At 36.9% G+C, this 13,394-nt stretch carries 15 protein-coding genes; 9 read left to right on the top strand and 6 right to left on the bottom strand.

Annotated features, from left to right (window positions below; genetic code table 11):
• Positions 1-42: 42 nt before the first annotated feature.
• Positions 43-765 carry a phytanoyl-CoA dioxygenase family protein gene (locus tag LC454_RS05530; RefSeq protein WP_223580420.1) on the top strand — a complete coding sequence of 241 codons (723 nt, stop codon included), beginning with the start codon at positions 43-45 and terminating at the stop codon, positions 763-765.
• Positions 766-915: 150 nt separating this feature from the next.
• Here the strand turns inward: LC454_RS05530 and LC454_RS05535 are convergent, their stop codons facing one another.
• Entirely contained in the window at positions 916-1,122 is a 207-nt protein-coding gene (locus LC454_RS05535; protein ID WP_223580421.1) for a hypothetical protein, read from the bottom strand.
• A 132-nt stretch (positions 1,123-1,254) separates the two neighbouring features.
• Here LC454_RS05535 and LC454_RS05540 point away from each other — a divergent pair, with 132 nt between their 5' ends.
• The 5 genes from LC454_RS05540 to nudK all read left to right on the top strand — a co-directional run bounded on the left by LC454_RS05540 (position 1,255) and on the right by nudK (position 8,036).
• Entirely contained in the window at positions 1,255-3,444 is a 2,190-nt protein-coding gene (locus tag LC454_RS05540) for an ATP-binding protein (RefSeq protein WP_223580422.1), read from the top strand.
• A gap of 239 nt (positions 3,445-3,683) precedes the next feature.
• Positions 3,684-4,574, top strand: coding sequence for an SIR2 family protein (locus tag LC454_RS05545; RefSeq protein ID WP_223580423.1), 891 nt, complete (start codon positions 3,684-3,686; stop codon positions 4,572-4,574).
• 17 nt (positions 4,575-4,591) lie between these two features.
• Positions 4,592-5,449, top strand: a complete 858-nt coding sequence (locus LC454_RS05550) for a DUF2071 domain-containing protein (RefSeq protein ID WP_223580424.1) — start codon at positions 4,592-4,594, stop codon at positions 5,447-5,449.
• A gap of 725 nt (positions 5,450-6,174) precedes the next feature.
• Complete coding sequence (locus LC454_RS05555) at positions 6,175-7,401, top strand: hypothetical protein (RefSeq protein WP_223580425.1); 1,227 nt, start codon at positions 6,175-6,177, stop codon at positions 7,399-7,401.
• 53 nt (positions 7,402-7,454) lie between these two features.
• Complete coding sequence (nudK, locus tag LC454_RS05560) at positions 7,455-8,036, top strand: GDP-mannose pyrophosphatase NudK (protein ID WP_223580426.1); 582 nt, start codon at positions 7,455-7,457, stop codon at positions 8,034-8,036.
• A 23-nt stretch (positions 8,037-8,059) separates the two neighbouring features.
• Here nudK and LC454_RS05565 read toward each other — a convergent pair whose 3' ends face one another.
• The 5 genes from LC454_RS05565 to LC454_RS05585 all read right to left on the bottom strand — a co-directional run bounded on the left by LC454_RS05565 (position 8,060) and on the right by LC454_RS05585 (position 10,512).
• Positions 8,060-8,491 (bottom strand): hypothetical protein, encoded by a 432-nt coding sequence (locus LC454_RS05565; RefSeq protein WP_223580427.1) that lies wholly within the window; start codon positions 8,489-8,491, stop codon positions 8,060-8,062.
• A 99-nt stretch (positions 8,492-8,590) separates the two neighbouring features.
• Positions 8,591-9,022 carry a MarR family winged helix-turn-helix transcriptional regulator gene (locus LC454_RS05570; RefSeq protein ID WP_223580428.1) on the bottom strand — a complete coding sequence of 144 codons (432 nt, stop codon included), beginning with the start codon at positions 9,020-9,022 and terminating at the stop codon, positions 8,591-8,593.
• Between the two features lie 44 nt (positions 9,023-9,066).
• On the bottom strand, positions 9,067-9,702 hold the full coding sequence (locus LC454_RS05575) for a nitroreductase family protein (protein WP_223580430.1): 636 nt from the start codon (positions 9,700-9,702) through the stop codon (positions 9,067-9,069).
• Positions 9,703-9,714: 12 nt separating this feature from the next.
• Complete coding sequence (locus LC454_RS05580; RefSeq protein WP_223580432.1) at positions 9,715-10,083, bottom strand: DUF1304 domain-containing protein; 369 nt, start codon at positions 10,081-10,083, stop codon at positions 9,715-9,717.
• 3 nt (positions 10,084-10,086) lie between these two features.
• The gene (locus LC454_RS05585; protein WP_223580434.1) at positions 10,087-10,512 is read right to left on the bottom strand and encodes an organic hydroperoxide resistance protein; all 426 of its coding nucleotides are present in this window, start codon (positions 10,510-10,512) and stop codon (positions 10,087-10,089) included.
• 175 nt (positions 10,513-10,687) lie between these two features.
• Here LC454_RS05585 and LC454_RS05590 point away from each other — a divergent pair, with 175 nt between their 5' ends.
• From LC454_RS05590 to LC454_RS05600, 3 genes are all read left to right on the top strand, one after another.
• Positions 10,688-11,602 carry a helix-turn-helix domain-containing protein gene (locus LC454_RS05590; RefSeq protein ID WP_223580436.1) on the top strand — a complete coding sequence of 305 codons (915 nt, stop codon included), beginning with the start codon at positions 10,688-10,690 and terminating at the stop codon, positions 11,600-11,602.
• 93 nt (positions 11,603-11,695) lie between these two features.
• Complete coding sequence (locus LC454_RS05595) at positions 11,696-12,457, top strand: SDR family NAD(P)-dependent oxidoreductase (RefSeq protein ID WP_223580444.1); 762 nt, start codon at positions 11,696-11,698, stop codon at positions 12,455-12,457.
• Positions 12,458-12,650: 193 nt separating this feature from the next.
• Positions 12,651-13,391: a metallophosphoesterase family protein gene (locus LC454_RS05600; protein ID WP_223580446.1), complete on the top strand. Its 741-nt coding sequence runs from the start codon at positions 12,651-12,653 to the stop codon at positions 13,389-13,391.
• Positions 13,392-13,394: the final 3 nt, after the last annotated feature.

Below are 13,394 nucleotides of genomic sequence, written 5' to 3' on the forward strand. Positions count from 1 at the left end.
TAAGTTTTAGATTAACAACACGTACAACATAAGATAATAGGAATGCTTACATCCGAACAAATAACAATTAAAAAAAACGAGATAAAAGAAGACGGTTTCACTGTCATCGAGAATGTCTTTAGCAGAAATGAAGTTGAGCAATTGGTAACCATGATTGAAAACGAAGATCATTCAAGAGATACATTCAGGCGTTCCTCTGATCTTTTTGCGATCCGCCAGATAATTAAAGAAATACCTGCTATATATACTATAATTTTCAATGATAACCTTAAAGATGTTATTTCTAAATTACTGGGAGCAGACCATTTTATTGTAAAGAGCATCTATTTCGATAAACCCGCAACATCAAATTGGTATGTATCATACCACCAAGACTTAACGATATCTGTACTCGAAAAAATTGATTCTGACGGTTTTTCGAACTGGACGGTCAAACATAATCAATATGCAGTACAGCCCCCGCTGGAAATTTTGGAAAATATAGTTACGATAAGAATTCATCTTGATGACACGGATGCGGAGAATGGTGCACTAAATATTATTCCAGGCTCACATAACAAAGGAATATACCGTCCCGAAACCATCGATTGGAGCATGGAACAGGAAAAAAACTGTCCTGTCCCGGAAGGCGGAATTATGATCATGAAACCACTATTACTCCATAGTTCCAAACGCACAAGCAACAACAAACGTAGAAGAGTTATCCATATTGAATTTTCTAGTATAGAACTAGCCAATAACTTATGCTGGGCGGAAAGATTCTAGTATAAAAGATACTCTCGTTGGCCACAAAAAAAACTTTTCCGTTATTCCATTGTTATTTGGTCGTTATAGCATAGGATGAGTTATATCGTGAAGGCTAGGAAATCGGTTCACCTAGCCTTTTTATTGTCAGCGCCAATACATCCATCAGCACTAAAACGAGTCATTATTTGTTTTACTCAACATCACAAAACATTGCTGTGATGGCAGCATCGTAGAATGCACAACCTGTTCGTAGATATATGCATTGACTCGCAACATTTCCTGGTATTCAAGCAGGTTAAATCCAGAATTAAGCCGCTGGGCTTCAACAACTGTAGCAACAAAAAGCAGACAGCTAAATAACCAATATTTTATCATAGTGTTATTTCTATTTGTGTAAATAAATCCAAAAAAATAATTTTCGAAATGCAGTTAATACATGTCCGACAGCAATAGCCATGTCTTAATTATTTATTTTGTACTTTAGAAAAATATATCAAACGGCGTTTTATGGACAATAATCATTTTTCTAATTGTGACCAAGAACCAATACATCTTTGTGGTCAAATACAGCATTTTGGTTGTCTCATCCTATTTGATGCCACTCAAAATTGTATAGGCTGGAGTGAAAACTGGACAGAAACAGGTTTGCCTAGACAAAGTGTATTCTTGGGACAAAGCTTAACCAAGTTTATCGACTGTTTAGCTATTCAACATGCAATCGATCTTGATCAGATATTACACGATCATACTGATAGTTTCAAACACCGCTATGTTGCTGATATCTATCTGGAACAAATCCCATATTACCTAAGCATCTATCCCTTTGACAATAAGATATATATTGAAATCGAACAACATCGTTCGCAATCGCATCAATTTAAAAACACATTCTTTTATGCCAAGCATATCAATGACAGTGAGGACATCTGGAAGGCTCTGGCTGAGAATATTTTTACGGTGACGGACTATGACCGTGTTATGATCTATAAATTTTCAGAGAGTGGAGATGGCCAAGTCATTGCTGAACATGTTGTTGGCGACTTGGAACCATTACTAGGCTATCGTTATCCTGAGTTTGATATTCCCCAACAAGCGCGCCAACTCTATACTAAAATATTTGCTAGGGTAACACCCGATGTAGATAGTGTCCCAGTACCAATTTGGGGTCTTGAACCTGAGAAATTAGATCTCTCTATGACAGCGATACGCGCAATGTCTCCCATACACCTGCAATATCTTCGAAATGCCCAAGTAAAAGCAAGTGGTAGTTTCTCCATCATCATCAACGGAAAACTATGGGGATTGGTTGCTTGTCAAAATAGACTACCCAAATACATTGATCTAGCACAAAGACATCTTTCCATTTTCATTGTTCAATATGCTGTAAATAGTTTTTTGGCCAATAAACATATTGAAGAGAATAACTTCAAACTTAAAACGAAGAGTGTCGCATTTGAAATCAGACAAAATCTATTTACAAAGAAAGATCTTTACAAAGTAATTAGTGCACTGACCACGAGCCTAATGGACATCCTTCGAACAGATGGAATCGCATTTAAATATCTCGACAAATGGCATATTGTTGGCCATGCGCCCAAAAAAGATATGTTATTAAATCTGGATAGTCATTTCAGTAGAACAATTTCTGATCAATTGTTTTGGCAATCGGATTTCAAAGGACATCAAGATGAAAACGAGACTACATTTCCATTTCCTGGTATTGCTGGAATAGATTTGGAAAATAAATTAGACTTTAAAATCTATTTCTTCCGAAAGGAAGTAAAAATAGAAGAGACTTGGGCGGGGGAACCTGAAAAACAGCTTATTTACGATCCGACAAAGACCATAAATTTCCCTTCGCCCCGCACATCCTTCAATGCCTGGAAGAAAATAGTCGAAGGCACAGCCCCGAAATGGAAAGAACGCGAAATTAATTTCTTAAAAAGCCTAAGCATTACAATTCAGGAAGCCTGCTTAAAGAAGATCATCGAAATCCAAGCGCTCAACGAGAAATTAATCGAGATAAATAATGTCCTGGAAACATTCAGTTACACACTGAGTCATGACCTGAAAAATCCTTTGGCTGCACTACAGATGACAGCTCAGATGATCCGGGACAGAACCGGTTTAAGTCAGGAATTTCTTGGAAAAGCAGGTAAAAACATGATGGACGCTATCCTGTTAATGAATAACATGCTAGATAAAACAGTCGATTTCGCCCGTAGCAAAAGCTATGAGTTCGAATACGAAACTGTCTATCCGGAGCGATTCATTGAAAATATCATTGATGACTGCAGTGTAAGATTTAATGTTCAAAATCTGCAATTCGAAAAAGGGCGAATCCTTCCAATTGATGGTGAAAAGACCTTAGTCTATCAACTGTTTCTAAATCTTTTGGGAAATGCGATCAAGTATAGCAGTAATAAAACGGCTCCCTTAATAGGTATAAACAGCCAAATAGAAGAAGATTATGTTTTGTATAAAATATGGGATAATGGCATTGGAATGTCAGCGGAAGAAACTGAACGGATTTTCGAAATATTCCATCGTTTACCTAACGCGATGCAATTTGATGGATCAGGAGTCGGCCTATCAATTGTGAAAAGAATTGCAGACCGACTCAACGCAAAAATCTCTGTCGAAAGCAAGTTGAATCAGGGTACAATTTTCGAGATCAGATTCCCCATAAGAAACTGATTTTTATGGTATAGAAACAAAAAAATGCACTATTTCCGACAAGAATGTTGGTCAAAAGAAGGTCTAGAACAGATGAAGGTGCAAAGCAATCTGTACCCCGTTTCATCCATTCTTTTTTATTAAATTAGGGACCAGCCGATAGATGCAGATTCGTACTCAACAGGTATAAATTATAATGTGTACATAATCATTTGATTTACCGGTCATAGAGGGAATCTTCAATAAGTATTAATTGTAAAATGGATAAATTCAGCTTGTTAGTTGGCAATGATATCAATAACATTTCCCCTGGAATCAGTTGGAGTGATTTGCTGTCTAACATTAAAACAAAATATCATGTAACGGCATTGGAAAATGGGCAAAAACCTTTTCCGATGTTGTATGAAGAGATTTTTCTAAATGCAATTAAGATACAGCATCTTAATGAGAAAGAACTTAAAACATATATCTCGGAGAGTGTCTCCCAGATAAATCAAAATGAAATTCACCAGTTGATCCGGACCCTCCCTACTAAAAACATCATCACAACAAATTATGAATTTAGTTTGGAAGGATCCACTTCAAAGAAGAATACAAGCCTGATCCGAGAAACAACATACAGTGTTTTTCGCCGACATGAAACTTCGGACAAAACATTTTGGCATATCCATGGTGATTGTGACAGTCCCAGCTCCATCAATCTGGGGTACGAACATTATTGTGGGCAGCTTCAGAAAATGAGAGATTATGTTGTAAATGGCACTAATTATTCCTCGGATACGGTATTTAAAGCGGCTTTAATAAAGAGATTGAAACAGAAAAAAGACTTACAGCTGCAATCATGGATAGACTTGTTCTTTACCCAAGATATTCATATTTTGGGACTATCGCTGGATTTTGTGGAAATAGATCTCTGGTGGTTATTGACCTATCGTGCCCGAAATAAGTTTTATAGAAAAAGTGACTTCATTCAAAATCAGCTGTTTTACTATACCACAAAAAAATGGCATCAAATCGCTGTTGATAAAATGCAATTACTCAAAGCCAACGATGTGGAAATTATCGTTATTGATGAATCTGACAAAACAAAATATTACAAGAAAGTATTGAAAGAGATCAGTAAACGATACCAGCTTCCCTCTAATAAATAGCCTACTATTCGATGTCATTGACAAAAAAAGAGTTTCGCTTATCAAAAAGAAATATACTTTCTCCCTGTATTGAAAGCCTTTTAAATGGTTCCCTCCTAAAGAGAATAAAAAATATATTTCCGCCCCCATTTTCGGATGTAAAACTAAAGAGTGAAATCACGAATGTCGTTTATTTGAACTGGATGATACCTCTTGAAAAAATTCGAGACATAATTCCCAAAGGGCTACAAGTGAATGTTATTCAGGGGAAAGTACTATTTTCTATTTTGACCTATCGTCATGGTCATTTCGGACCAGCTCAACCAGATGGACTGAGATCATTTTATAGTTCGCCCCTACAAAGCAATTGGAGGTTTTATATTGCAACAGATACTAACCTATTTAAAGAACCAACGGTCTTATTTGTTTCCAATAGTATGAGCAGTTTCCTCTACTGTTTAGGCAGTCGCCTATTTAGCAGTATGATGTATACACATCATCCCCTATCATTTAGCCATCAATATATTGATGATCATATTCATACAAAAATAGATCCCGGCACCAGCAATGCGCCAGATCTGGAAGTCATTTGCCATTCAGTTGAAGAATGGAAAATTCCCAACGATTTTCAGTATATATCAACTCATCCCAGCGAGCTTCTTGAAAAAATTATTCTTCAAAATCGTGCATTAACATCTCAGGATCTGAATTCGTCACATATTGCCAACATTTCACTCGCTTTTGATATAAAGGAGATCAAACCCTTAAAAATTGACTTTTTCAAAAGTCATACATTATATGAAATTGTAAAAGAGGAAGAATGCTTTGCCTTTCAAATACCGTCATTGACATTTTTTATGAATAATGAAAAAAGAATAAAACAATGTTTTATATAGATTTTCTTATCGCTGTTTTGATAGCGAATGCGATACCGCACTTCATTTTTGGGATCGCCAAAATACGTTTTTTAGGACTTTTTGGTTATTCACCAACAGGCAATATCTGCTATGCTCTTTTCCAGTTCATTATTGCAGTATGGCTCTTCTCTCATCAATATGGAATAACGAATATCTTTACAAATCCTGCTATACTTGGTAGCCTAGCTGTGCTTTTGCTCTACTTTGTATTTGGCAGACTGCTCATAAATAAGTTCCGTAAAAAATAATCTGAGCTGTTTTATCACAATATTGAGCGTATTTTTTCTCCTCACACTCTATTTGGTTAGCATAATCAAATAGCTTTTATAAAACCTTGCTGAATACATTCTCACCCTATTTCCATTGAAACAAAATGACAATTCCATACCAGAGTCTCCTTATCCGGCAAACTTAGCAGAATCTCAGATGAAGGAACTCGATCAAAACAACCAACTTGCATTATTGGAATCTTCCCTGTAAACAATAGCGTAAAAGCCGTGGCAACGAAAATATTTAAAAACAAATTAATACACAACACTAAAAATGAATTAATTAGTGAAATAAATTTAATCATAATGCCTAAAAAATATATTTTGAGAAATAAAAAAAATACATCAATTTTGTCTTGGCTAAGTTAAAATTAACAGGGAAAGTAATACCAAAAAATTACCGTATCTACATTTTCATATTTTTATTGTTCGACAATGTTTTTCAAGAGATCCACCTATTTCTTTTTAGGTTTATTGTTGCTTATTGGATGTAAAAAAGACATTCCATCTGGTATCACTCCAGTAGATCCCGAACCAATTGATAGAAGCAAAATGCCTATTCCAGCAGGATTTACAGATAATTTGGCTTCAATAAAGATTAGTAGTATAGCCAATGCGAATGAGCCTGGATCTTCACGTCCTGAATTGATCCAGGATATATCTGGTAAAAATGCAAGTTATTGTCATCCTGATGTTGAGTATTTCCCAAAAGGCTTCAACGGATACAAATATTGGATGGTCTTTACACCCTATTTTGGTATATTAGGTTCTGATCGAGCTGCATCTTTATACGAAAATCCCAGTATTGTGGTATCAAATGACGGCAAAGAATGGATCACGCCAACAGGGTTATCCAATCCCATACAACGTCGTCCTGCTTTAGAAGATTCCTATATTCCTCCGAGTGGCATACCCAACCAAGGCTACTGGTCTGATGTCGATTGGAACTTTAATGGAAAGGAGTTTGAATTATATTATAGAGGATGTTTCTTTTCCAATAAAATTTTAAGACAATGGGGTGCAAAGAGCAATAATAATACGAGAAAACTAAATCAAGAAGCCGAGCGTGTCGTTGTTAGGCAAACTTCGATCGATGGAATTCATTGGACTCCCCTTGAAGTTGTATACACGAGCAATGAACCAGCTTCTATTCAGGACAATCATATCATATCACCTTCTTTTGTTAGAAATGAGAATGAGATGTTTAGCTACGAAGTAGATTTTAAGCCAACCTATCAATCTCCTATCATGACAAACATCTTACTGCGTTCGTCATCCAATGGACTGGACTTTACAGCCTATAGAAATAGTAGACAAGTTAAATTAATCAATAAACCTTGGCTTGAATTAAATAAAAGTTATTCGACCTGGCATCTGCAAGCTGCCTATATTGACGGTTATTATTTTCTATGTCTCGCTATAGGAAATGTGGATAGATACTCCTCAGACTTGAATTATCTCGCCTATTCAAAGGATGGAATACATTTCCGTGTATTTGAAACACCTTTAGCTTCATCAAATGTATATCGCTCGGCTGTGTTTGCCAAATCTTCTTCAACAAATGACATCGAATTTGGTGCTGTTATTGGCTATAAATCCGGTGCGTTTGGTTATAGGGAATTTAAGTTAAACAAGAAGGTATTGGAAGATGGGTTAAAATAAAATAATATGGGCTGTAATACTTACTTTTATAGCTTGACCTTAACGCACTAAAAATGACAATCAAAGATATTGAAATTGTAAAAACAGAGATTCTATCGGATAATTGGTATACCTTAAAAAAAATCACCTATCAATATACAAAGCCGGACGGAACAGTACAACAACAAAGTCGAGAAGCTTACGATCGTGGAAATGGTGCTGTAATACTACTTTATAACACAATATCCAGAACCGTTATACTGACAAGACAGTTTAGAATTCCAACATATATAAATGGGAATGAATCTGGAATGTTAATAGAGGCTTGTGCAGGTTTGTTAGATCAAGACTCGCCACAAGATTGTATCCGCAGAGAAACAGAAGAAGAAACTGGCTATCAGATCAAGGAAGCAAAAAAAATATTTGAAGCGTATATGTCCCCAGGCTCGGTTACCGAAATTCTACATTTCTTTATCGCGGAGTATACGAACAATATGAAGGTTAGTGATGGAGGAGGTTTACAGGAAGAGGAGGAAAATATTGAAATCCTAGAAATTAATATTGATGATGCTTTAGCTATGATCGAAAGCGGTGAAATCAAGGATGGCAAGACTATCATGCTCTTACAATATATTAAGTTGAAAAGTATTATGTAAATCGTTACTTTCAACTGGGCATCTTAATGGGCTACCTCCCTGAAAATAAATTTAGTCTCTTGGAAATTGATTGTCGATGGTATATAATGAGGAATGCCCATATATTCTTGTTCGGTACCAGTTCCTAAAATATATTGAGACCCTTTCTTAAGCAAAATAAAGGGTCTCCTTTTTTTCTGTCCCCAGCCGAACGGCGTATAGTAATAATCACCGCTCAGGGTATCATTTTTGATATTCCCCCGAACCTCTCCCGAGTCAATTTCACCACCGGGTCTATAAAAACGTAACTTTCCATGAAAACGGCTTTCAAAGAGATCAAGTTCCAGTTGAGCACTATCGCGATTACTATAAGCAACATACTTCTTTAATAACTCTGCATCCCGCCTCTTTTCCTCACAGCTTGCAAACGAGAGAACCAACAAAACACAATAAACGGCAATTATTATTAAACGCATTCTTCCTATGAAATTTAAATACTCCTAGAATGTGCTAAAAATAACCTATTCTTCTTAAAAACAACGAAATTGTGATAAAATAAATCTATCATTAAAATGTTAGCCATTTCCCGCGTTAGCGACGACTTTATCTGCCAAAGCTTTAAGCTGTTGCATATCTGAATAATCCAGTTTTAAAGCTTCAAAAATCTGCATCGGAATACAGCCCGCTTTTTCTTTCAATTGCAAGCCCAGATCTGTGAGACGAATCTTTACCACTCGTTCATCCGTCTTACTGCGCGTGCGGGTAAGTAGCGCCTTGCTTTCCAATCGTTTCAGCAGTGGTGTAAGGGTACCATTATCCAAAAATAACTTCTCCCCTAATTGGTTTACGGTTTGTTCGTTATTTTCCCATAAAGCCATCATTGTGATATATTGTGGATAAGTCAAATCTACTTCTGCTAGAATACCGCGATAGTGCTGCATAATCTCGCGATGCAGAACATATACGGAAAAACATAATTGTTTGTCCAGTTTCAATAAATCATCCATCTTACAAAGATATTGTTTTCTATAGTTTGAAGTATATAATGTTTCTATTTATACTCAACAACAAATTCTTCTTTCGGCATTCTGACTTTTTTCATTGTAGAGATCCAGTCACGGGAAGTATCTGCAACACCAACATACATTAATGATACACTTTTCAATCCAAGTTTTTCCAATTGCAATACTTCATCTACTACTTTGTTATCAAAGCCTTCCGCTGGAGTGGAATCAACCCTGAGTTCTGCTGCTTGTGCCAGAGCTAAACCTAAAGCAATATAAGTTTGTCGTGCTGTATGAGCAAAATTACGTTCCGCAGCTTCATTTAGATAAATGGATTTCAACTTATCTGTATACGATCCAAAGCGGCCACGAGGTAAATCTCGCTCATCTGTAGTGAAATCATATACTTTATCAATGCGCTCTTCGGTGTATTTATCCCAAGCTGCAAAAATCAGCACATGGGAACATTCTCGCATACATTCTGGATTTAAGGCTCCTTTTGCTAATTCATCTTTCAAAGCTTGATTTTCAACTACCAATACTTTAAAAGGTTGTAAACCCGATGATGTTGGCGCAAAACGAGCTGCCTCCAATATCTTATCTATATTTTCTTGAGTAACCTTTTTTGTCGGATCATACGCTTTCACAGCATGTCTCCATTGTAAATCTGTTATTAATGACATTTAATTGTTTGTTTATTTTGAAAAAAGAACGAATAATATTGCTAGCAATGCCGGAATTCCCTGTACAAAGAATATCTTTTTACTTGCTGTGATACCTCCGAAAATGCCGGCAACAAGAACACAGCCTAGAAAGAATAGGCGAACATTGTCACTCCAGATCGGATCATTGATAAAAAATGACCAAGCCAAACCGGCGACCAAAAAGCCATTATATAGGCCCTGATTGGCAGCAAGCCCTTTTGTAGGTTTAAATAGCTCGCTTGGTAGCGCTTTACCGAAACTACGCCTTCCAGCAGTTTCCCATGCGAACATTTCCATCCACACAATGTAAATATGTTCTATTAATACAAGTACAGTAAGCACTGTGGCAATATGATTCATATATTATTCGTTATTTGATACGGTTAACTTCACATCGATATTACCTCTGGTCGCATTAGAATACGGACATACCTGATGTGCTTTTTCAATCAGTTGTTGTGCTACATTCAAACTAACCGCAGGGATATTGGCATGCAACTCCGCGGCAAGTCCAAAACCACCATTTTCTAATTGACCAATACTCACCTGGGCGGTAACAGTTGTTTCACCTGTTTTTATCTTTTCTTGTCTAATCACCAAATTCAAGGCACTATCAAAGCAGGCAGCATAACCCGCTGCAAAAAGCATTTCTGGGTTTGCATAATCATCATTTGCTCCGCCAAGACCCTTCGGCATACGTACCGCCAAGTCCAATACAGCATTTTCACTTTTTACTTGACCGTTTCTTCCTCCTGTGGCTATAGCGCCGATTGTATATAACGTTTTCATATTTATTTTGTTTTTTTTGTTTCTACTACACAAATGTAGATTGAAAAATTATATTGTGCAAAATATAATTTGACTAATGACATTTAAATGAAAATTGTCCGTATTGTCCAAATGAGGAAAACTGGAAGTTAGTCAATAAAAAAAGCTAAATTTGATTCTTGCAAATGTAATTGATATGAAAACAACTACAATCGAACAGTTCTACAATGAGATCAATGCTTCTATACCCGAGGAAATAGCACGTGAGATCGGACACTTCAACGTATTTAGCTTCGAGGAGCTCGCTGCAAAGTTGAAAGAGAAGCCCATCATGCCTTACAATAAGCGAACTTATTACAAAATCAGTTTAATTACAGGAAAGAATACAGCCGAATATGCTGATAAAGTAATCGAAATTGAGGGATCTGCATTGGTATTTGCAACACCGAAAGTTCCTTACCATTGGATACCCAAAGACGGACATCAACAAGGCTATTTTTGTGTTTTTACTGATGAATTTCTAGCGCGAAATAAAAGTGGTGTCGTATTGGATGATCTGCCTATCTTTCAGCCGGGCGGACTTCCCGTTTTTCAGATCTCCCCGGAGCAGCGTCTTGATATTGAACACATTTTCGAAAAAATGAATAAGGAGTTATCTTCCGATTATGTGTTTAAATATGATCTTTTAAGGAATTATGTGCTCGAAATTATTCATTATGGACAGAAACTACAACCGAAAGGCATCAGCAACCCGACCCATAATGCCGCCACTAGAATTACCTCCCTATTCATCGAGCTATTGGAAAGACAGTTCCCAGTAGAATCTCCGATGCAGCGTTTGCAGCTACGAACAGCAAATGATTTTGCCGAACGCCTTGCAGTCCATGTGAACCATCTGAATAAAATTCTGAAAGACAATACAGGGAAGACAACCACCCACATAATTAGTGCCCGAATCACGCAGGAGGCAAAAATTCTTCTCAAACAAACAGACTGGAATATTTCCGAGATTGCTTACTCGCTCGGTTTCGAAGAAATAGCACATTTTTCTAATTTCTTTAAAAAGCAGACTAAGCTCTCGCCAAACAATTTTCGTTCTCAGCCGCTATAATTTGAATTTCGCAAATATTGATTTGCTTTTCACAAACTCAGCAGATACTTTTCATGCGAAATTTGTCTTATTAAATTTTAAAACAAAATAAAAATGGCTAAAAATAAAATCGCTTTAGTAACTGGCGGAAGCCGGGGTTTGGGAAGAAACATGGCAATTAATCTTGCTAAAAAAGGAATTGATGTCATACTGACTTACCATAGCAATAAAGAGGAAGCAGATCATGTTGTGTCTACCATTGAGGCCTTAGGACAGCATGCCGCTGCATTTCAATTCAATGCGGGTGATATAAAATCCTTTGATAAGGTTATAGCACAAATAACTGATCATCTCAAAAATCAAACAGGTCAATCGAATTTTGATTTTTTGATCAACAATGCAGGAACGGCATTATATGCCCCTTTTATGGAGACCACGGAGGAGCAATTTGACGCAGTTTACAATATCCATTATAAAGGTGTCTTTTTTCTAACCCAGAAAGCACTTCCTTTTATAAACGATGGTGGACGTATCATTAATATTTCTTCAGGTCTTGCCCGTTTCGCTTTTCCTGGTTCTTCTGCTTATGGTTCGATGAAAGGTGCCATCGAAGTCTTGACAAGATATCTTGCCAAGGAACTAGGCCCTCGTAGTATTGCAGCGAACGTAGTCGCCCCAGGAGCTATTGAAACAGATTTTGGCGGCGGACATGTTCGTGACAACAAAGAAACCAATGCACATATCGCGAGTGTAACAGCCCTAGGTCGTGCTGGTATACCTGACGACATTGGTGGAGTTGTAGCCTTCTTATGTACAGAGGATGCCCGATGGATCAATGGACAACGCATTGAAGTATCTGGTGGTATGAATCTTTAATCATCTTAATAGAAAATAAGTATATATCTTACTGTTATAATACAGGATATATACTTATTAAAATATTGTATATTATTTTCGCTGCTATTACTTATGGTTCATCTTAATGAATATAATACCAATTTCATTTTCTTTTTAAAAACAATAACCATACTGTTAATTTGCGCTTCGAATGGCTAAGTTTGTAGGATAGATGAAGATACAACTTGCAATAATAAGTGATATACATGCTAATATTGTAGCATTGGATGAAGTACTAGCGGATATAAAAAAGAGCGGGGTAACACAGATTTACTGTTTAGGTGATCTGGTCGATTTTGCCCCATGGGGAAATGAGGTTATTGCCCGAATACAGGAAAGAAATATCCCCTGTTTACTCGGAAATCACGATCAGCGGATTGCCTTCGATGAGCCTATTACTCCCTTACCACACCACGATGCGATCGAAACAGTAAACCGTGACATCGCCATCAATCTCAGCAAAAACGATATAACAGCCGCTCACAAAAAATGGCTGGCAACATTACCTTACAATATTGAATTAACGTTCAAAGTCGGTAATCATCTTAGAAAGATCCTGCTTGTGCACGCCAGTCTTCATAGTAATGATGAATACATTCATGAATCAACACCCAAAGCGGACCTGTCAGTTCAATTGCGCGAAAGAGCCATTGATATCCTGGTCATGGGTCATACCCATCACTCCTATGTCCAACGGACTGAAGAAGTCCTGTTTATCAATTGTGGCTCTGTCGGCCGAAGCAAAGAAAAAGACAGAAAGGCTTCCTATACCTTAGTGACGCTGACAGAAGAAAACATAGAAGCCAAAATAGTTAAAGTAGATTATCCAATTGAGGAAGTCGCAGCGGCTATTTATCACAGTGATATTCCCGATTTCTATGGCGATTTTTTACGCACCATAGAAAGTAATTAACAA

Source organism: Sphingobacterium sp. GVS05A, from assembly GCF_019969845.1.
GTDB lineage: Bacteria > Bacteroidota > Bacteroidia > Sphingobacteriales > Sphingobacteriaceae > Sphingobacterium.